At 67.5% G+C, this 20,412-nt stretch carries 16 protein-coding genes; 6 read left to right on the top strand and 10 right to left on the bottom strand.

Features of this window, described 5'->3' with window-relative positions; genetic code table 11:
- Positions 1-277 precede the first annotated feature (277 nt).
- The 4 genes from B6S44_RS20990 to B6S44_RS21005 are packed head-to-tail and all read left to right on the top strand — an operon-like array spanning position 278 to position 7,791.
- A complete protein-coding gene (locus tag B6S44_RS20990) occupies positions 278-3,661 on the top strand; it encodes a transglutaminase family protein (protein ID WP_129158789.1) in 3,384 nt (1,127 codons plus the stop codon).
- Positions 3,662-3,669: 8 nt separating this feature from the next.
- Positions 3,670-6,195 (top strand): circularly permuted type 2 ATP-grasp protein, encoded by a 2,526-nt coding sequence (locus B6S44_RS20995; RefSeq protein ID WP_129158790.1) that lies wholly within the window; start codon positions 3,670-3,672, stop codon positions 6,193-6,195.
- 10 nt (positions 6,196-6,205) lie between these two features.
- Entirely contained in the window at positions 6,206-7,084 is an 879-nt protein-coding gene (locus B6S44_RS21000; RefSeq protein WP_129158791.1) for a transglutaminase family protein, read from the top strand.
- Complete coding sequence (locus B6S44_RS21005; RefSeq protein WP_129158792.1) at positions 7,084-7,791, top strand: HAD family hydrolase; 708 nt, start codon at positions 7,084-7,086, stop codon at positions 7,789-7,791. Before B6S44_RS21000 ends, B6S44_RS21005 begins: the two co-directional genes overlap by 1 nt.
- A 9-nt stretch (positions 7,792-7,800) precedes the next feature.
- Here the strand turns inward: B6S44_RS21005 and B6S44_RS21010 are convergent, their stop codons facing one another.
- The 3 genes from B6S44_RS21010 to B6S44_RS21020 form a co-directional block, all read right to left on the bottom strand.
- Entirely contained in the window at positions 7,801-10,206 is a 2,406-nt protein-coding gene (locus tag B6S44_RS21010) for a glucosaminidase domain-containing protein (protein ID WP_129158793.1), read from the bottom strand.
- A gap of 243 nt (positions 10,207-10,449) precedes the next feature.
- On the bottom strand, positions 10,450-11,895 hold the full coding sequence (locus tag B6S44_RS21015; RefSeq protein WP_129158794.1) for an aldehyde dehydrogenase family protein: 1,446 nt from the start codon (positions 11,893-11,895) through the stop codon (positions 10,450-10,452).
- A gap of 122 nt (positions 11,896-12,017) precedes the next feature.
- Positions 12,018-12,674, bottom strand: a complete 657-nt coding sequence (locus B6S44_RS21020) for a glutathione S-transferase family protein (RefSeq protein WP_129158795.1) — start codon at positions 12,672-12,674, stop codon at positions 12,018-12,020.
- A gap of 143 nt (positions 12,675-12,817) precedes the next feature.
- Between B6S44_RS21020 and B6S44_RS21025 the strand changes: the two genes are divergently transcribed.
- Positions 12,818-14,032 carry a polyhydroxyalkanoate depolymerase gene (locus B6S44_RS21025; protein WP_129158796.1) on the top strand — a complete coding sequence of 405 codons (1,215 nt, stop codon included), beginning with the start codon at positions 12,818-12,820 and terminating at the stop codon, positions 14,030-14,032.
- A gap of 9 nt (positions 14,033-14,041) precedes the next feature.
- Here B6S44_RS21025 and B6S44_RS29440 read toward each other — a convergent pair whose 3' ends face one another.
- The 5 genes from B6S44_RS29440 to B6S44_RS21045 form a co-directional block, all read right to left on the bottom strand.
- On the bottom strand, positions 14,042-14,194 hold the full coding sequence (locus B6S44_RS29440) for a hypothetical protein (protein ID WP_164985898.1): 153 nt from the start codon (positions 14,192-14,194) through the stop codon (positions 14,042-14,044).
- A gap of 72 nt (positions 14,195-14,266) precedes the next feature.
- Positions 14,267-14,962 (bottom strand): phosphatase PAP2 family protein, encoded by a 696-nt coding sequence (locus tag B6S44_RS21030; protein ID WP_164985899.1) that lies wholly within the window; start codon positions 14,960-14,962, stop codon positions 14,267-14,269.
- Between the two features lie 43 nt (positions 14,963-15,005).
- Positions 15,006-15,956 (bottom strand): diacylglycerol/lipid kinase family protein, encoded by a 951-nt coding sequence (locus tag B6S44_RS21035; protein WP_129158798.1) that lies wholly within the window; start codon positions 15,954-15,956, stop codon positions 15,006-15,008.
- A 1-nt stretch (position 15,957) separates the two neighbouring features.
- Positions 15,958-16,854 carry a transglutaminase-like domain-containing protein gene (locus B6S44_RS21040; protein WP_129158799.1) on the bottom strand — a complete coding sequence of 299 codons (897 nt, stop codon included), beginning with the start codon at positions 16,852-16,854 and terminating at the stop codon, positions 15,958-15,960.
- A gap of 231 nt (positions 16,855-17,085) precedes the next feature.
- Positions 17,086-17,457, bottom strand: a complete 372-nt coding sequence (locus B6S44_RS21045) for a PRC-barrel domain-containing protein (RefSeq protein WP_206735198.1) — start codon at positions 17,455-17,457, stop codon at positions 17,086-17,088.
- A gap of 397 nt (positions 17,458-17,854) precedes the next feature.
- Between B6S44_RS21045 and B6S44_RS21050 the strand changes: the two genes are divergently transcribed.
- Positions 17,855-18,118 (top strand): glycine zipper domain-containing protein, encoded by a 264-nt coding sequence (locus tag B6S44_RS21050; RefSeq protein ID WP_129158801.1) that lies wholly within the window; start codon positions 17,855-17,857, stop codon positions 18,116-18,118.
- Between the two features lie 103 nt (positions 18,119-18,221).
- Here the strand turns inward: B6S44_RS21050 and hutC are convergent, their stop codons facing one another.
- Positions 18,222-18,971 carry a histidine utilization repressor gene (gene hutC / locus B6S44_RS21055; protein ID WP_129158802.1) on the bottom strand — a complete coding sequence of 250 codons (750 nt, stop codon included), beginning with the start codon at positions 18,969-18,971 and terminating at the stop codon, positions 18,222-18,224.
- 13 nt (positions 18,972-18,984) lie between these two features.
- Positions 18,985-20,352, bottom strand: coding sequence for a formimidoylglutamate deiminase (locus tag B6S44_RS21060; protein ID WP_248309674.1), 1,368 nt, complete (start codon positions 20,350-20,352; stop codon positions 18,985-18,987).
- Positions 20,353-20,412: the final 60 nt, after the last annotated feature.

The following is a 20,412-nucleotide window of genomic DNA, read 5'->3' on the forward strand; positions in this document are numbered from 1 at the left end:
AATTTCGCAACATGACGCATGGAAAATCCCCATTGTGCTGTCTGCGAGCGCTCCGAGGCGCCCGTTGGCGCGCACTCTGTGGCCAGATCGTGTCCGATGTCCAGCAGGGCCAAAGCAGAGTTCGGCGGATGGCGCACAGCATGCACGCTTCTTGCGCAACAGCCTGAATTGCCGGCGCATTCCTGCGCACGAACCTGCTTGCTCCAGCGTCTTCTGCCGCTATCGTGACAGCCTCCGGCCGCTCCGGCCGGCTTCGAAGCAAAGCAGGCGCTCGCTCTTGGCCATCATCGCTGCACTGCATCACGTCACGCATTACCGCTATGACCGGCCGGTCACGCTCGGCCCGCAGATCATCCGCCTGCGACCGGCGCCGCATTGCCGCTCGGCGGTGAAGAGCTATTCGCTCAAGGTCACGCCGGCGCAGCATTTCGTGAACTGGCAGCAGGATCCCAATGGCAACTGGCTGGCGCGCTATGTCTTCCCGGAGCCGGTGACCGAGTTCCGCATCGAGGTCGACCTCGTCACCGAGCTCTCGATCATCAATCCGTTCGACTTCTTCGTCGCAGCCGAGGCGGAGGAGTTCCCTTTCGCCTATCCGGACGAGCTGCACGACGAGCTCGCGCCCTATCTCGTCACGGAGCCGGCCGGGCCGCTGCTCGCCGAGCTCCTCGCTGGCGTACCGCGCGAGAAGGCCAACACCGTCAACTTCATCGTCGACCTCAATGCCCGCCTGCAGCGGATGATCGCCTATGGCATCCGCATGGAGGCCGGCGTCCAGGAGCCGGAGCAGACGCTGGCGATCAGGTCCGGCTCCTGCCGCGATACCTCCTGGCTGCTGGTCCAGATCCTGCGCCATCTCGGCCTCGCCGCCCGCTTCGTCTCCGGCTATCTGATCCAGATGAAGGCGGACATCGATCCGCTCGAAGGCCCGCGCGGCACCGACAAGGACTTCACCGACCTGCACGCCTGGGCCGAGGTCTATCTTCCCGGCGCCGGCTGGATCGGGATGGACCCGACCTCGGGCCTGCTCACCGGCGAGGGCCACCTGCCGCTGGCAGCGACGCCGCATTACCGCTCGGCCGCGCCGGTCAGCGGTGTCGCGAGCTATGCCGAGACGCAGTTCGCCTTCGACATGAGCGTCGCGCGCGTTCACGAGGTGCCGCGCATCACCCTGCCCTTCTCGGGCGAGTCCTGGCTCGAGCTCGATGCGCTCGGCGAACAGGTCGAGGCCGACCTCCAGGCGCAGGATGTCCGGCTCACCATGGGCGGCGAGCCGACCTTCGTCTCGATCGACGACCAGACCGGCGAGGAGTGGAACACCGCCGCTGTCGGCCCAACCAAGCGCGAGCGCGCCGACGTGCTGATCCGGCGCCTGCGCGAGCGCTTCGCGCCGGGCGGCATGCTGCATTACGGCCAGGGCAAATGGTATCCGGGCGAGAGCCTGCCGCGCTGGGCCTTCGCGCTTTACTGGCGCGAGGATGGCGAGCCGATCTGGCGCAACGCCGCGCTGATCGCGCGCGAGCCCGGTGCCAAGACCGGCGGCGACCGCGAGCACGAGGTCGTGCCGACCTCGGCTGCGGTCGAGACGCTCGCTGCGGGCCTGTCCGAGCGGCTCGGCCTCGGCGCGGATTACGTGCTGCCGGCCTATGAAGACACCGGCCACTGGCTGGTGAAGGAAGGCCAGCTGCCCGACAATGTCGACCCGCTCGACCCGAAGCTCTCCGACCCTGAGGAGCGCGCCCGGATGGTGCGCGTCTTCGAACGCGGGCTCGGCAAGCCGAGCGGCTATGTCATCCCGGTGCAGCGCTGGCAGGCGGCGGCGGAGGACCGGCGCTGGCGCTCGGAGAAATGGAAGCTCCGGCGCGGCAAGCTCTTCCTGGTCCCGGGCGATTCTCCAGTCGGCTTCCGGCTGCCGCTCGGCTCGCTGCCGCATGTCCCGGCGAAGGCCTATCCGCATATCCATCCGCAGGACCCGCTGGAGCCGCGCGGCCCGCTGCCGCCCGCCACGGCCGGTTCACCCGGCGCACCGCGCGCCGCCGATCCGCCACCGGGCTTCGACGGCCCGATCCAGCCGACCCGGCCAGCCGGGAGCAGCGAGCCGCAGGTTCAGCGCCAGGACATCGTCGAGCAGGAGCTCGGCGCCGAGTCGGTGCGCACCGCGCTCAGCATCGAGGTGCGCGACGGCGTGCTCTGCGTCTTCCTGCCGCCGGTCGAGCGGCTGGAGGATTATCTCGACCTGATCGCCAGCATCGAGGCGACAGCGGAAGAGAGCGGCCAGCCGGTCCATATCGAGGGCTATTCGCCGCCGCACGATCCGCGCCTCAACGTCATCAAGGTCACGCCCGATCCGGGCGTGATCGAGGTCAACATCCATCCGGCCAGGAACTGGGCGCAGGCGGTCTCGATCACGCGCGGCGTCTATGAGGAAGCGCGCCAGTCGCGGCTCTGCGCCGAGAAGTTCATGGTCGACGGCCGCCATACTGGCACCGGCGGCGGCAACCATGTCGTGCTCGGCGGCATGACGCCGGCCGACAGCCCGTTCCTGCGCCGGCCGGACCTGCTCAAGAGCATCGTGCTCTACTGGCAGCGCCACCCCTCGCTGTCCTATCTGTTCTCCGGCCTGTTCATCGGCCCGACCAGCCAGGCGCCGCGCATCGACGAGGCCCGGCACGACCAGCTCTACGAACTCGAGATCGCGTTGGCGCAGACGCCCGGCCCGAACGCCCCGGCGATCCCGCTCTGGCTGGTCGACCGGCTCTACCGCAACCTCTTGGTCGATGTCTCCGGCAACACCCATCGCACCGAGATCTGCATCGACAAGCTCTATTCGCCTGATGGCCCGACCGGCCGGCTCGGGCTGATCGAGTTCCGCTCCTTCGAGATGCCGCCGGATGCGCGCATGTCGCTGGCGCAGCAATTGCTGATCCGGGCGCTGATCGCCTGGTTCTGGCGCGAACCGCAGGCCGGCAAGCTCACCCGCTGGGGCACGAGCCTGCACGACCGCTTCATGCTCCCCGAGCTCGTCTGGCAGGATTTCCGCGACGTGCTCGCCGATCTGGAGCGGGCCGGCTACCGCTTCGACCCGGCCTGGTTCGCGGCCCAGCACGAGTTCCGCTTCCCCTTCTTCGGCAAGGTCAATCAAGGCGGTGTCGAGCTCGAACTCCGCCAGGCGCTCGAGCCCTGGCATGTGATGGGCGAAGAGGGCGCGATCGGCGGCACGGTGCGCTATGTCGACTCCTCGGTCGAACGCCTGCAGCTCAAGGCGAGCGGGCTCACGCCTGGCCGACACGTCATCACCTGCAACGGGCGGGCGCTACCGATGAGCGAAATCGCCGCCGGGGTCAGCATCGCCGGCCTGCGCTTCAAGGCCTGGCAGCCGGCATCGGGACTGCATCCGACGATTCCGGTGCATGCGCCGCTGACCTTCGACATCGTAGACAGCTGGGTCGGTCGCTCGCTCGGCGGTTGCGTCTACCATGTCGCCCATCCCGGCGGTCGCAATTACGAGACACCTCCTGTGAATTCCTACGAGGCGGAAGCCAGAAGGCTGGCTCGCTTCGAGGCGATCGGCCATAGTCCGGGGCCGCTGGCGATTCCCGCAGAAGAGCGAAATCCGGAGTTCCCGATGACACTCGACCTGCGCCGCCCGATCGGGGTTTGAGGTCAAGCATGGCTCTGCAGGGCCGATCGAGTTCGGCGCGGGCTCGCAGCGAGCGCCGCAACGCCCTGCTTTCGGGCTATCGGCCCCTGCCCGGCGCCTATGACGAACTGATGGCTCCGGACGGCACGATCCGGCCGCAATGGGAGCCGTTCCTCGCCGAATGGTCGGCGCTGTCGAGCGACGAGTTGCAGCGCCGCTTCGGCCTCGCCGACCGGCATGTCCGCGACACCGGCGTCTCCTACCGCGTCCATGGCGATCTCGACGAGAACGACCCCCTCGCCAGCGAGCGGGCCTGGCCGCTGAACCACGCACCGCTTGTGCTCACCGGGCAGGAATGGAAGACGATCGCGGCCGGTGTCGCCCAGCGCGCGCAACTGCTCGATGCCGTGCTCGGCGACATCTACGGCCCCGGCCGTCTGATCGCCGGCGGCGCACTGCCGGCGGCCGCCGTCACCGGCAGCCCCGATTATCTTCGGCCCGTGCAGGGGGTGAGCGGCGCCGGACAGCTCCAGATCTATGCCGCCGATCTCGGCCGCGGCCCGGACGGGCGCTGGTGGGTGCTGAACGACCGCACCCAGGCGCCATCAGGCGCGGGCTATGCACTGGAGAACCGGCTCGCCATCGGGCGCGCCTTCCCGGACCTGTTCCGGACGATGAATGTCGAGCGGCTCGCCGCCTTCTTCCAGGGTTTTCGCGCCGGCCTCGTCGCCCGCGCGAAGCGGGTCGAGCCGCGGATTTGCCTGCTGACTCCGGGCCAGCTCAACGAGAGCTATTTCGAGCAGGCCTATCTCGCCCGCTATCTCGGCTTCCTTCTGGTCGAGGGCGGCGACCTCGTGATGCGCGACGGGCTGGTGCATGTGCGCACCATCGCCGGCTTCAAGCGTGCCGACGTGATCTGGCGCCGCATCGACGGCGATTTCGCCGACCCGCTCGAGCTCAACGCCCGCTCCGCGCTCGGCGTGCCTGGTCTGGTCGAGGCGGTGCGGGCTGAGAACGTCATCGTCGCCAACGGCCTCGGCTCCGGCGTGATCGAGGCGCGGGCGCTGATGGGCTTCATGCCGAAGCTCGCCCGCGAGGTGCTCGGCGAGGAGCTGATCCTGCCGAACATCGCGACCTGGTGGTGCGGCCAACCGCGCGAGCGTCAGATCGTGCTCGACCGGCTCGACGAGATGAGCATTGCACCCGCCTTCCGCGCGCCCGGCGACGGGCTGGATGGCGGCACCGTGCTGGTCGCGGACCTCGGCAAAAGCGAGCGCGAGGCGCTGCGCACCCGCATCACGGAGCGCGGGCTCGACCATGTCGGGCAGGAAGTGGTCAAACTCTCGACCATGCCGGTGATGCATGGTGGCCGGCTGGAGCCGAGGCCGATGACGCTGCGCGTCTTCGCCGCGGCTACGCCCGATGGCTGGCAGGTAATGCCGGGCGGCTTCTGCCGCGTCTCGGACGAATCCGACGCACGCGCCGTGACGATGCGCTCGGGCGTACGCTCCAGCGATGTCTGGGTCACCTCCGATGCGCCCGTCGAGCAGGTGACGCTGCTGCCGAGCCCGGACCGGATCCCTATTCGCCGCATCGTCGGTATCCTGCCGAGCCGGGCGGCCGACAATCTGTTCTGGCTCGGCCGCTATCTGGAGCGGAGCGAGGCGACGCTGCGCCTGGTGCGTGCCTTGCTCGGCCGCCTGATCAACGCCGACGACCAGGCCCCCGGCCATGGCGAGACGATCAAGCGCCTCGCCACCCTGCTCGTCGCCTGGGGAGCGGCGCCGGCGACGCCCAGGGGCCGGCCAATCGCGGCGCAGGCGCGTTCTGCGCTGCACGATATCGAGCAGTACGGCTCGGCCGCCGCCTCGGTGCGCGAGGCCAGGCGCACCGCCTCGGTCATCCGCGAGCGGCTTTCGGTCGATGCCTGGCGCCTGTTCGGCGACCTGCAGCGCCAGCTCGCCGCGCCGCCGGGCAAACCGACCAGCGAAGGCGAGGCCTTCGAGATCGCCGATACCGGGCTGAAAACGCTCGCCGCCTTCTCCGGCCTCTCCCAGGAGAACATGGTGCGCGGTGCCGGCTGGCGCTTCCTCGACATCGGCCGGCGGATCGAGCGCGGCGTCACCACCTGCCGTTTCGCCCGCCATTTCATCGAGAACGACGCGCCGGGCAACTGCCTCGACGCGCTGCTCGACCTGACCGACTCCCAGATCACCTACCGCTCGCGCTACATGCTCGGCGCCGCGTTGCAGCCGGTTCTCGATCTCGTCATGCTCGATCCTTACAACCCGCGCTCGGTCGCCTTCCAGGTCGAGCGGCTCGATGCCGAAATCGCCGCCCTGCCCTCGCTCCATGACGACGGGATGCTGGAGGAGCCACGCCGGCTCGCGCTCAAGCTCGCCGCCGAATGCCGCACCGCCGAGGCGAGCCGGCTCGACCGCACCAGCATCCTGTTCTTCGAGCAATTGCTGATGGGTCTCTCCAACGCAGTGGCCGAGCGTTATTTCCTGCAGAACTCCAGGCCGGAAGGTTCGCGGATGACGCGACTCGCGTAAGAGAGTCCGCGTGATCTACGACATCCGCCATCTCACCGCTTACGCCTATAGCCGGCCGGTGCCGTTCGCGCGCTGCATGTTGCGTGTGCTGCCGCGCGATGGAGCCGGTCAGCGTGTGCTGACCAGCAAGCTTTCCGTGACACCGCGCGGCGCCGAACGGAACGATGGCATCTGCTTCTTCGGCAACCGCACGACGACGCTGACCATCGCCAGGCCGCACCGTGAACTGCGGATCGAGATGACCTCGCGGGTCGAGGTGACGCGGCCAGCCGCCCCCTTTCCGGCCCTGACACGGCATTGGGAAGAAGTCGTCGAACTCGCGCTCAAGGCACAGAGCCTCGCACCGGATTCCCCGGCACAGTATCTTTATCCAAGCCGCCTGGCACCGACCGTGCCGGAGATCACCGACTATGCCCGCGCGAGCTTCCCGGCGAGGCGGCCGGTCTTCGAGGCAGCTTGCGAGCTGATGGCCCGCATCCGTAAGGAGTTCCGCTACGATCCCGAAGCGACCGAGGTCGCGACCCCGATCCGCGAGGCTTTTGCTGCCCGTCACGGCGTCTGCCAGGACTTCGCCCACATCATGATCGCGGGCCTGCGCGGGCTTGGCCTGCCGGCCGCCTATGTCAGCGGCTATCTGCGCACCATCCCGCCGCCCGGCCAGGCGCGCCTCGAAGGCGCGGACGCGACCCATGCCTGGGTGATGGCCTGGACCGGCCCGGGGACCGGCTGGATCGGGCTCGACCCGACCAACGACCTGATCGTCGCCGACGACCATATCGTTACCGCGACGGGGCGCGACTATGCCGACGTCTCGCCGCTCGACGGCGTGCTCGTCGGACCGGGCAGCCAGAAGCTCGACGTCAAGGTCGACGTGATCCCGGTGACCTGATGGCTCTGCCCGCAATTCGCGGCCTGCTGTTCGACAAGGACGGCACGCTGATCGACTATCAGGCGAGCTGGGCGCCGACCAATCTGAAAGCAGGCCAGCTGGCTGCGCAGGGCGACCTCGAACTCGCAGCGCGCCTTTTGACAGTGGCTGGCGTCGATCCCGTGACCGGCTACGCCACCTCCGACGGGCTGCTCGCCTCGGGCAATACCGAAGACTTGGCCGAGGCCTGGGCGGAAGCCGGCTCGCCCTTCGGCGCGGCCGAGTTGACCGAACGGCTCGATACCCTGTTCTGCTCGGTGGTCGTCGCGGCGGTGCCGGTCTGTGACCTCGCCGCCCTGTTCGCCAGCCTCAGCGGTCGCGGACTTGCCCTCGGCATCGCCTCCAGCGACAGCGAGGCGGCGGTCGCCGCCACCGCCGAGCGCTTCGGCCTCGAACCGCATCTCGCCTTCCTGTGTGGCTATGATTCCGGTCATGGCGCCAAGCCGGGGCGCGGCATGGTCGACGGCTTCTGCCGCGCGACTGGACTGCCGACGGAGGCCGTCGCGGTCATCGGTGATTCCACCCACGACATGCACATGGCGGCGGCAGCCGGCGCCGGCTATCGCATCGCGGTGCTGACCGGCGCCGGCAGCGCCGAGACCCTGCGCCCGCTCAGCCATCTGCTGCTGCCCAGCATCGCCACGCTGGAGCAGGCCCTGTTCGGCTAAGCTCGCCCGTCAGCGCGCGATATTCATCCCGGTCCGATGGTCCTCGAGCCTTGCCGCCGCGATACGGTTGGCGAGATGTCGGCCGAGCAGCCCGAGGCCCAGCACCGCCGCCGAGCCGCCGAACCCAGGGATCATGCTGCTCCCGACAGTACCGAGCACCTGGACCACGCTATGCAGCGCGCCGCCGGCCGGCAGGCTGCCGGCCAGCAGCTCGAACACGTTCGAGGCGGCAGGCTTGGCCACCGCCGCGCTGTTGACCGCGTCCAGGAACTGCCGCAACTCCGGAAACCGCGCCACGAACTCCTGCGGGAGCAAGCCGCGAATCTGCTGCACCGTTTGTACCGCTTCTGGCGAGAGCCCGCTGCCGAGGCCCTCGCGCAGTGTCTTGGCCTCTCCGGCCAGCCTCGCGAGTTCAGCCGTCGTCGCCCGGCCGGCCTCGCTCAACCGTTGCACGTCCACCAGGAAGGGAAACAGCGCATTGCCGGCTTGGCCGCTGGGGCCGGTCGTGCCAACCGCGTTGACCACCGCGCTGTTGCCGATGCCTAGCGCGCCGAAAGCCGCCGTGATCCAGCTCGCAATCCGGCCCATGCCGGCATCCTTGATGATGCGCGAGCCACGGTTGGCCAGATCCTGTTCCGTCGCCTGTGTGCGAGCCGGCGCTAGCGGGCGCTCGGCCGGCATCTCGAAAGCACGCTGCGTCGGCGGATCGACAACGCCCGTCGCGGGCACTTCGTTGTCAGCCTGGAACTCCAGCAGCGCGCCACGGGTCAGCGTGCCGAACTTGCCGTCGACATCGCCGACGCCATAGCCGAGGCGCACCAGCTCCAGCTGCAATTCGGTGACGCGCTTGCCGCTCATCCCGATCTGGAGGAACTCGCTCGCAACGCTCTCTCGGAAGATGATGATCGGCTCCTCCGCGACCGACGGACCAGCCCCGTCCAGATCGAACCGGTAAAGATCGTTCTTACGCATGATCGACTTGAGCTTCTGGCCATACAGCGAATCGGTCGCATAGATGCCGGTCAGCGCATCGGCGAAGGCATCGGGATCGTCGCTGAACATCCGCGCCTTGACGTAGTGCTTGCTCGTGCCGAGCAGCTCGGCATGCTTGATGAAGGCCTCGTCGAGACTGTCGAAGACGCGGAACGGCTCCCGCTTCGAGATCAGCTTGCCGCCGATCTCCTCCTTGGTCATCGCCGCAACGCTCTTCTGGCCTGGCAGCGCCTTGATCCCGAACGGGTTGTTCGAGCCCGCCGGCATACGCTTGCCATAGGCGCTCTCCAGCGCCCATTGCGCCAGGGTGATCGAGGCAGGCACGCGCCATTTCCGCTGCGAGGCCTGCGCCGCCCTGACGACCTCGATGGTGAAGCGCTCGGGGATGCTGGCAAGGTCGATCCCCGCCGGCCTCACGATGATGACCTCATCCATCAACGGTTGCGGCCGGATGGTGACGCCGGGCGCGGGCCCGCCGGCCAATGTCGGCATCTCGATGCCGAGTGCCTTCGCCGTCTCCGGGCCGACGACACAATCAGCGCCCAGCTGGTCGAACAGCCGCTTCTGGAACTCGTAGAGCGCGATCAGCGTGTTCCGGCCGAACTTGTCGTCAGGCGTGCCGATCTCGAAACCGGCCTTGACCAGAGCCGCCTGGACCTGGCCAACGAGGGCGCCGCGCGAGCCGTAGCGAACGAGCTGGATCAGGTCGCCATCCCTGGCGCCGGCGACGCGAGCAACCTCGTCCGCCTCGAACAGCATGCAGGTGAATTCCTGCTGGCCGCCCGTCTGATCGTAGGCATTACGGCGGAAGGTCTTCCATGGCCCACGCTCGACGAATTTGCCGCTGGTGGTCGATGGGAAGCCGCAGACTACGAGGCAGCCCTCGCTCGAATAGCCCGGCTTCGCCGCATCGTCGTTGTAGGCGGCATGGATATTGTCCCAGACGAACTCCTCGGCTTTGGCGCTGCGAGCGAAGTCGATCGCGTCGGCAAGGTCAAAGTCGCCATCGTCACGGGTTCGCTGCACCGGCAGGAAGATGTTCTGACGGAAAGCGTCATGCCCGCTGGGCGAACTGCCCTTGTGGCGACCGCGGACATAGCGAAAGCAGCCAGGAATCACCTGATTGGCCTTGGTCTTGCCAGCCAGAGCCGCGTCGATCGATTTGCGGTTCGGCACGGTCGAACCTGCAAAGAGCGCCAGCGTGCCGTCATCGAGCTTCCACTGCACGAAGGTGCAACGCATATGCTCGTAGTCGAGACTGATCTCACGGATCGTTCGACTGGATGCGAAACTGTTGTCGGCGAGATCAGCTGGCGTCGCGCCGCGGATGCAGATGAAGACCATGCCGGAGTCGGGCACAGGAAAATTGTTGCGCCGCGCAAGCCGCCGCAACAAATCGGGCGTTAGCTCGATAGCCGCCATCACCCCCTCCTCGCCCGCTATGGTTGCATACTGACGCGAGCGAGGAAGCCAATGCAAGCATCTTTGCGTAATCAGCCGTCGTACAGGTCGTCAACTCTCTCGATTGCCTTAATCAGCCGCGACCGGTACCGTTGAAATTCGCTTCTTTCCTTCGGTTAGGTCAGATCGAATGCTTGCCCGTGCTTGGATACAAAAAGGACCGCGCTTGCGGCGCGGCCCTTGCTTCCTGCGTGAAAGCCCGGCTCAGGCGAGCGTGTAGGAGGTCTTCACCGTCGTGTAGAACTCGCGGGCATAGGCGCCCTGCTCGCGCGGGCCGTAGCTCGAGCCCTTCCGGCCACCGAACGGCACATGGTAGTCGACGCCCGCCGTGGCGAGGTTGACCATCACCATGCCGGCCTCGGCATTGCGCTTGAAGTGCGTCGCATGCTTCAGCGAAGTCGTGCAGATGCCCGAGGACAGGCCGAACTCGGTGTCGTTGGCGACGGCGAGCGCCTCCTCGTAATCCTTGACGCGGACGACGTTGGCGACCGGGCCGAAGACCTCCTCGCGCGAGATGCGCATGGCGTTGGTCGTCTCGGTGAACAGCGCCGGCTGCAGGTAGAAGCCGGGCGTCTCGCGATTGAGCAGTTCGCCGCCCCAGGCGAGCTTGCCGCCCTCGTCACGGGCGATCTGGATGTATTTCAGGTTCTGGTCGAGCTGGCTCTGGTCGACGACCGGGCCGATCGTGGTGCCGGCCTTCAGCGCGTCATCGACGGTGACGCCCTTCAGCCGCTCGATCGCCGCCTCGACGAAGCGGTCATGGATGCCGGCCTGGACGATCAGGCGCGAGGACGCCGTGCAGCGCTGGCCGGTCGAGAAGAAAGCGCCTTGCACCGCAGCCTCGACCGCGGTCTTGAGGTCGGCGTCATCGAGCACGACGAGCGGGTTCTTGCCGCCCATCTCGAGCTGGACCTTCTTCATCGGGTTGCCGGCGATGCAGGCGGTGGCGACCTTGCGGCCGGTCGAGACCGAACCGGTGAAGCTGATCGCATGCACGTCCTTGTGCTCGAGCAGCGCCTGGCCGACGACCGAGCCACGGCCCATCACCAGATTGAGCACGCCCTTGGGCAGGCCGGCGCGCTGGATGATGTCGACCAGTGCCCAGGCCGAGCCGGGGACGAGATCAGCCGGCTTGATCACGACGCAATTGCCGTAGGCCAGCGCCGGGGCGATCTTCCAGGCCGGGATCGCGATCGGGAAGTTCCAGGGCGTGATCATGCCGATGATGCCGACCGGCTCGCGGCTGACCTCGACGCCGACGCCGGGACGCACGGAGGGGATGCTCTCGCCGCCCAGGCGCAGGCACTCGCCGGCGAAGAAGGCGAAGATCTGGCCGGCGCGGCCGGCCTCGCCGATGCCTTCCGCCAGTGTCTTGCCCTCTTCACGCGAGAGCAGGCGGCCGAGCTCGTCCTTGCGGGCGAGGATCTCGTCGGAGGCCTTCTTCAGGACCTCGTAGCGCTCCTGCGGGGTGGTGCGGGCCCAGGCCGGGAAGGCAGCCTTGGCGGCGGCGACCGCGTTGTTCAGGTCCTCGACCGAGCCCTGCGCATACTCGCCGACGACGTCGTTGGTGTTGGACGGGTTGATGTTGCGCGAGGCGTTCTGCGACGCGGCCCACTCGCCGGCGATCAGGTTCTTGAACGGAGCATTCATGGGCAGGGCCTCCCGAGCTTGTCTCGACAACGGACGGCCGTGTTAGCGCCTTTGGCCGGCGCGCGCCATGCACGAAGAGCAGGTCCGCATGCAGAACCTGAAATTTCAGCCCTGGCCGCTCCTCAGAACTCGGCGTCGAGCTCCTCGAGCTCGTCCGGCTCGGTCTTCGCGGCCGCGATCCAGCGCTGCAGCGCCGGCCAGCCCAGGATCGTCTGGCAATAAGCCTGGCTGAGCGGGTCGAGCCCGACGTCATAGGTCAGGAAGCGCAGGCAGACCGGCGCATACATCGCGTCCGCCATGGTCAGCCGTTCGCCAAAGAGATAGGGCCCGCCATAGGCGGTGATGCAGTCGCCCCAGATCTCGGTGACGCGGTCGATATCGGCCTGGGCGCCGGCCCAGAGCTTGAAGCCGGGATAATGCGCCTTCAGGTTCATCGGCAAAGCCGAGCGCAGATTGGCGAAGCCCGAATGCATCTCCCCGGAAATGGCGCGGCAATGGGCACGCGCCCCGACCTCGCTCGGCAGCAGGCCGGCCTGCGGCCTCAGCTCGTCGAGATAGCCGGCGATCGCGAGCGTGTCCCAAACCACCACGCCGTCATGGCGCAGGCAGGGCACCAGGAAGGAGGGCGAGAGCAGCAGCAGTTCGGCCCGCGCCGAGGGATCGTCGACCGAGAGCATGATCTCCTCGACCTCGAGACCCGCGAGCTGGCAGAGCAGCCAGCCGCGCAGCGACCAGGACGAGTAGTTCTTGCTGCTGATGGTCAGCGTGGTGGCAGGCATGCTCGGCATCCTCGGCGCTCGGAGAGCCGGTGTAGCAAGAGACGTTCCAGCGACGCCGGCACGAGTGCGGCGGCGCGGGCACGCCGATTGCACGGGCAAACCGCCTGATACAGGCGCGCGGCACGATCGGGATCGCCAGACGGATGCTCTATCTCGCCTATCAGGCCCAGTCCGACCTCTTCGACCCGGCTCGCGCGCTCGCCCAGGCGGCGATCGTGACGCTCGGCAGCCGCGCGCTGCTCGGCGAGCCGCTGAGCCTGCGTGCCGCGGCCGCCGGTTACGAGATGGTGACGCGGGCCGGGCTCACGCATGAGCGCCCGCCCTATGGCATCGCCAGCGCCCGCGTCGGCAATCGCGACGTCCCGGTGACCGAGGAGGCGGCGCTGACCCTGCCCTTCGGCACCTTGCTGCATTTCCGCAAGGACAGCGATCTCGCCCAGTCGAAGGTGCTGGTGGTCGCGCCGATGTCGGGGCATTTCGCCACCTTGCTTCGCAACACCGTCGCAACGCTGCTGCAGGATCACGACGTCTACATCACCGACTGGCACAATGCCCGCGACGTGCCGCTTAAGGCCGGCCCCTTCGGTTATGACGACTATGTCGACTACCTGATCCGCTTCATGGAGCAGCTCGGCCCGGAGGCACATCTCGTCGCTGTTTGCCAACCTTGTGTGCAAGTGCTCACCGCAGCGGCAGTTATGGCGCAGACCGGCAACCCGGCGCAGCCGTGCAGCATGACCCTGATGGCCGGGCCGGTCGACACCCGCGTCAACCCGACAGCGGTGAACAAGCTGGCGAGCGACAAGCCGATCGGCTGGTTCGAGAAGAACCTGATCGCCAGCGTGCCGGCGCGCTATCCGGGCGCCCGCCGCCGGGTCTATCCCGGCTTCGTCCAGCTCGGCGCCTTCCTGGCGATGAACATGAGCCGGCACGTCAACGCGCATATCGATCTCTTCACTCACCTCGCCGCCGGCGAGTTCGAGAAGGCGCAGACGATCAAGGCTTTCTACGACGAGTATTTCGCGGTGCTCGACCTGCCGGCCGAATTCTATCTCGAGACCGTGCAGTGGATCTTCCAGGAGGCGCGGCTGGCGGCCGGCACGCTGACCTATCGCGGCGAGCGCGTCGATTGCGGCGCGATCCGCAAGACGGCGCTGCTCACGGTCGAGGGCGAGCGCGACGACATCTGCTCGCTCGGCCAGACCGCGGCGGCGCACGACCTCTGCCGCGGGCTCAAGCCCTTCCGCAAGCGCCACCACATGCAGGCCGGCGTCGGTCATTACGGCGTGTTCTCGGGGCGCAAATGGGAGAGCCAGATCTACCCGATCGTCCGCAACATGATCCTGGCGAACAGCTGAGCGGCCAGCCTATTTCTCCTTGATCGACAAGCCGTTCTTGCCGACCGAGATCTCGACGCCCTCGGGCTGCTTCTTCTCCTGATAGAGCGCGTAGCTGACGGCTCCGAGGCCGACGACGAGCAAGCCGATCAGGAAGGCAAGCGTATTCCGGGACAGCGTCATCAGGCACTCCGTTGCAGGCGCCAGAACGGCGCGCCCATCAACGCTGACGCAATCGTCTGGTTCCGGCCCGTCTCATATGGCGGGCTCGCCGCGTGCCGCGGTGAGCTGCGCCATCTTCGCTTCCGTCCGAGCCGCGAAGCGTCCGATCAGGAAGATGGCGAGGCCGGACCAGGCGACGCCGAGGCACCAGCCGCCGAGCACGTCGCTCGGCCAGTGCACGCCGAGATAGATCCGGCTCACCCCGATCGCGATGATCAGGAGCCAGGCCGTCCACAGGCAGACCCGGGCGATGTCGGCGCGGCGCGAGGCGATGCCGACGAAGCCGGCGATGCCGAGCAGCACCACCGCCGAGAGGAAGGCGTGACCGCTCGGGAAGCTCGCCGTGAAGGTCAGCGCCGCATGCTCGACGATGCCGGGCCGCTCGCGGCCGAAGGCGAGCTTGAGCAGCGTGCTTGTCCCCGTCGCCGCGAGGACGTTGACCACCAGGCCGATCGCGAGCGGACGATGGCCGCAAAGGCTCAGCGTCAGCGCCGCGATCACCGTCGCGATACCCAATCCGACGAAGCTGCCGAGCGCGGTCAGGTCGCGCATCATCTCACGCACCCAGGCCGGGCCGATCGGCAGCGAGGGGTCGGCGGCATCGCGAAACAGCATCACCAAGGTGGTGTCTAAGGCGAAATCGCGGCCGAAGGCGACGAAGATCGCCAGCCCCAGGAAACCAAAGGCGGCGGCGACGGGCAAAAGGAAGCGGGGCTGGAGCAGGAACATCAGGTCGTCGTCCGAAAGCGCAGGGCCATGATTGGGGGCCTGGTCAGGTCTCGTGGGAGCGCGCTGCGATGACGCGCAACGCACCTGGCAGCAGACGATAGGCGAACGGGCTGGCGCGGCGCTCGACCTCGCCGTCGAAGGTGACATGGCCGCGGCGCTTGTCGCGACGGGTAATTGTCACCGCCGTGCCGGTCAACGAGATGAGGTTCCCGGAATCGCGCCAACTGCCGGTGAGCATCGAGATCGCGGCCTTGCTGCGCGACAACAGCCCGCCGGTATCGAGGATATGGACCTCGAACTCGCCGCCGTCGAGACGGCTGCGACGCCATTCGGCGCCGTCGAACTGGTTGACGGTCACCAGAACCGCATCGGCCTCAACCTGCCGGCGTTCGCCGGCGATCTCCATCTCTATGCGGATGGGGCGCGTGAACAGGATCGCGCGCGTCGCGGCGAAGAGGAAGGCGACGAGGCGGCTGAACGGAAACCGGCGCCGGGCATATTCGCGCTGACGCGCCATCAGGCTGAAAAAACCCATGCCCGAGATCGAATGGAACAGGTGGCCATCGACGCTGCCGAGATCCATCGAGACCGGCTCGCCCTGGCAGAGCGTGGCGATCTGCTGCTCCACTGTACCGGTGAGGCCGAGATCGCGGCCGAGCACGTTGACCGTGCCGAGCGGCAGCACGCCCACCGGCCGTTTGCAGCCGGTCAGGACCGGCAAAGCACCATTGATGCTGCCGTCACCGCCGGCGATGACGGGAATCACGGCTTCGTCGGCAACCGCGGCCTGCAAGCGTTCCCGCAGTTCGCGCGGCTGCACCAGTTCGACCTCGGCCCGGCAACCCACAGCCTCGAATGCCGCCTCGAGCCGCCGCGAGAAGGTGTCGGCTCCTGCTTCCAGCACCGTACCGGCGCGCGCGTTGGCGATGACGCGGAAGCGGCGCGTTGGCGCCGGCGTTTCGAGCTCGGGCGACGGTTCCGACAGTTTCGCCATGTCAGGCGGCGATATGGGCGTCTCTCTTGGCGGGAACAAGGCGGGTCGGCGTCGGCGCAAGCCGCAGCGGCTCCTCCTCGACCTCTTCGGTGACGACCTCGAAGCGCCGCAGCCAGTGCGGGCCAAAGGAGGTGATCATCGGCACGTCCGTCGCGTCACGACCGCGAGCAAGGACGATGCGGCCGATGCGGCGCTGGTTGTGACGGGCATCGAAGGTATGCCAGCGCCCGCCGAGCCAGACCTCGAACCAGGCGTTGAAGTCCATCGGCGCCGGGTTGGGCACGACGCCGATATCGCCGAGATAGCCGTTGCAATAGCGCGCCGGGATGTTGAGGCAGCGGCATAGGGCGATCGCGAGGTGGGCGAAATCCCGGCAGACGCCGATACGCTCCTCGAAGGCCTCGGCCGCGGTCCTTGTGTTGCGCGCAAAAGCGTAGCCGAAGCTGACATGGTTATGGACGAATTCGGTCACGGCCTGAACGCGGGCCCAGCCGGGCTGGACCTGGCCAAACAGCCGCCAGGCAGTGTCGGCCAGCCGGTCGGTCTCGCAATAGCGGCTGCCGAGCAGATAGGGCAGTACCGCATCGGGCAGTTCGGCGGGTGCGACCTCGGAGGCGGCCGGGTCGGCGGCATCGGGCTCGCCGCTATCCTGGATAAGGCCTTCGCATGCGAGCATGACACCACCCGCCGGCGCAATGAAACGGCGACAGATGTTTCCGAACGGATCGAGATGCTGGCTGATCTCGATCGGCCCCGGCCGGGCCATGACAGGCGCCACGCGCATCTCGTCCGGGCGGATCAGATCGTGCCGGCGCGAGGGATGAACATCGAGCAGCGTGAGCAGCGCTGTCGGCTGCTCGCAAACGAGCTCTATGCGGTAGCCGTAACGAATTTGCATGGTGACCTCGATACTGCATGAAGAGAGCCGCCCCGCCGCGGCTGGTCAGTGCCAGCCGGCACACAATGACGCTCTGCTCTCCTCGAAGTTCCCTGCCTGCCCTGCACATCTGCGCATAAAAAAGGTGCGGACCTTTCGGCCCGCACCACGCAATCACGACGATCCGGCTGGGGGGATAGCGACCGCCGCGAGTTGCGCCTTTGTGTGGAACGCAGGCCCTGGGGCGCGCTCTCACATCATCCAATACGGCATCGTGCCGTAGTAATCGTGCACCCGCTTGCCGTATTCCTTGTCGTGCCAATCAGGCTCGCCATCGGCGCCGTACATCGGGGCAGCTTCGAGCTTCTCGCGAGTGAGCGGCACAACATAGCCACCCTTTTCGACATCGTAATCGAGCATGCTCCACGGGATCGGGTGGTATTTCTCACCGAGGCCGAGGAAGCCGCCGAACGACATGATCGCGTAGGCGACCTTGCCGGTCGCCTTGTCGAGCATGACGTCGTAGATCGAGCCGAGATGCTCAGCGGCGGTATTGTAGACTTCAGTTCCGGCAACGCGAGCGCCGGCGATCAGCGGGTTGGCGGCATGAGAGGCTGCGGTCATCGTAGCACTCATCGGTCCCTCCATGAATAGCTTATCGGGCCGACCTTCGAGCCGGCTCGTTCCATCAACCCGACGGAAGCGGCCGGGTTCCCAACGCGCAGGACAAAAAGATCGCGCTGTCCGGCGGGCTCTAAGAGAACTGTCCGCGCGTTCAGAGAGTGTCCGGAACCGGCGCAGCCGGCCGGAGCGCGGAACAAATGCCGGCAAGCGCGGTTTGATGGTGGATCGAGCGTCCGGCTTCAGCCGACACGCTTCAGGCGGCAAGCCACCAAGGCACTGCCGCACGACCCGCGACCGATACGCCGATGGCCGTTTGCAAGCTCGTTCTTGCCAAGCTTGTTCTTGCATTGTCGCGTCGCGACGCCGTCGGCCCTGCCACAAAGGGAAGGAACGTCCGATGAAGAAGCTTCTACTTGTCGCCGCCGCGGTCGCCGCGCTCGGCGCCTGCACGCCCCGCGAAGAGCGAACCGCGACCGGTGCGGTGATCGGCGCCGGCGCGGGCGCCCTCATCGGCGGTGCCGCGACAGGGCGCGCCGGCGGCGCTCTGGCGGGCGCGGCGATCGGCGGTGCCGGCGGCGCCATCATCGGCAACGCGACCTCGCCGGACCAGATCTGCTATGGCCGTGACGAATGGGGCCGGCGCGTCCGCTACGCCTGCTAAAGGCTCCTCGTCATTGCGAGGAACACCAGCGACGAAGCCATCCGGGGACGGCAGAATTATGCCTCCTCCGGATGGTTTTGCTGTGCTCGGGTGAACCTACCGCTCAGACCGCACCATAGGGCCCGAAACGGCCGACGAATCGATGGCGACCGCCGGGATAGAGCAATCGCACGGCGGTGATCGGGTCGGCGTGGTTCCAGGTTCGGCGCTCGACCAGCAGGCAGGGCTCGCCGGCGTCGATCTTCAGCAGCTCAGCCTCCTGCGGCTCCGCCGCGATGGCGCTGATCGCGTGCTCGGCCTGTGACCACAGGCTGTTCTGGAGCAGCCAGTCGCCAGGCGGGGTCTCGGCGAAGCTTTCGTCCGCGACCTGCGGCAGCGTGGCAAGGTGGATCACCCTGTCCTCCAGCACATGCGGCCTGCCATCGGCGAAGTGTAGCAAAGTCAGGTGCGTGATCTCGACGGAGCGGCGAAGTTCGAAGCGCGCCGCAACCTCGCGCTGCGCCTTGCCGTCGCGCCGTTGCAGGATGCGATAGCTGTAGGCCTGACCGAGCTCGCGAACCTCCTGCGGGATCGAGAGGATGTCGAGCATGGCGTGGCTCGTCGGCGGACTTGCGACGATTGTGCCCGAGCGGCGCCGGCGCGTGATCAGTCCCTCGCGGGCAAGCTGCGCCAGCGCGCGATGCACGGTCATGCGCGAGGCACCGAGCCGCTCCATCAGCGCGTGTTCGGGTGGCACCGCCGTCCCCGGTGGCCAGGTGCCGGCCAGGATCAGATCGCGGACGGCGCGACGGATCTGGTCATAGAGCGGACCGGCTCCATCCAGCGTCACGGCATCGATCTGTGTGGCTGACATAGCTCCCTGACTCTCAGGCGAGGAGATTGCGGATCACCTGACCATAGCGCGCGGCGATGCGGGCGCGGTCAATGTGCCGGCCGGCGCTGACCACAGGCTTTCCACCGACGACGACCTCCGCGACCGGCAAAGCGGGAGCGGCGAAGATGGCGCTGTCGAGGGCGAAATCGCCGGCCTTGCCGACGATGGCGGGATGCTCGGCATCGAGCGTGACGAGATCGGCACGGTGGCCGACGGCGATCGCGCCGACGCTGCGCCCGCAGGCCTGCGCGCCACCGGCGCAGGCGTCCTGCCAGAGCCTGAGGCCGGCCGAGACGCCGGCTTCAGCCCAGAGTGCACGCCGCCGATCACGCAGGCGCTGCGAATATTCGAGCAGGCGGAGTTCGCCGCCGGCACCGATCTCGACATTGGAATCGCTGCCGACGCCGATGCGCCCACCCTTTTCGCGGTAGCGCACGCCATCGAAGATGCCGTCGCCGAGATTGGCCTCGGTGATCGGACACAGGCCCGCGACCGCGCCGGAGAGCGCCATCGCGTCGCGCTCGGCATCGCTCAGATGCGTCGCATGGATCAGGCACCAGCGCTGGTCGACCGCGACGTTCTCCATGAGCAGCTCGACCGGGCGGCGGCCGGTGATGGCGAGGCTGTCCTCGACCTCGCGGATCTGCTCGGCGACATGGATGTGCAGCGGCACATTCTGGCGAAGCTCGGCGATCCAGCTCAGGTCTTCGAGCGCCACGGCCCGCAGCGAATGCGGAGCAAGGCCGACGCGCGCATCGGGCAGGCTGGCGACTGCCTTCTCGCTGCCCTCGATCAGGCGCGCATAGGCATCGCGGTCGTTGAGGAAGCGGCGCTGACCGGGCGCGGCCGGCGCGCTGCCGAAATTGCCGTAGCGATAGAGCACCGGCAGCAAGGTCAACCCAATGCCGGTCTCTTCGGACGCTGCCGCGATCGCCGCGCCCATTGCGGCGATGTCGCCATAAGCGCGGCCATCCTTGTCATGATGCAGGTAGTGGAATTCGGCGAGCGCGGTGAAGCCGCCTTCCAGCATCTCGACCATGGCCTGCGCCGCGATCGCCTGGACGTCGTCCGGGTTCAGGCGATCGAGGAAGCGGTACATCACCTCGCGCCAGGTCCAGAACGAATCCTCCGAGGCGCCGCGCCGTTCGGCGAGGCCGGCCATGCCGCGCTGGAAGGTGTGGCTGTGCAGATTGGGCAGGCCCGGCAGTGCAAGACCAGCGAGCCTGGTCGCGCCGGCCGGCGCCGCCTGCCCCGCCGCGACCGACATGATCGTTCCATGATCGAGCGTCAGCGTGACGTTCTCGGCGAAGCCCTCGGGCAGCAGCGCCTGGGCGAGATGCAGTGTCGTATGTCCGGTCACGCTGGCGTCCTCGTTTAATTGCATATGCAAATGAAGCTTGCTAATTGCATATGCAATTGT

Source organism: Allobosea sp. Tri-44, from assembly GCF_004123845.1.
Classification (GTDB): Bacteria; Pseudomonadota; Alphaproteobacteria; order Rhizobiales; family Beijerinckiaceae; genus Allobosea.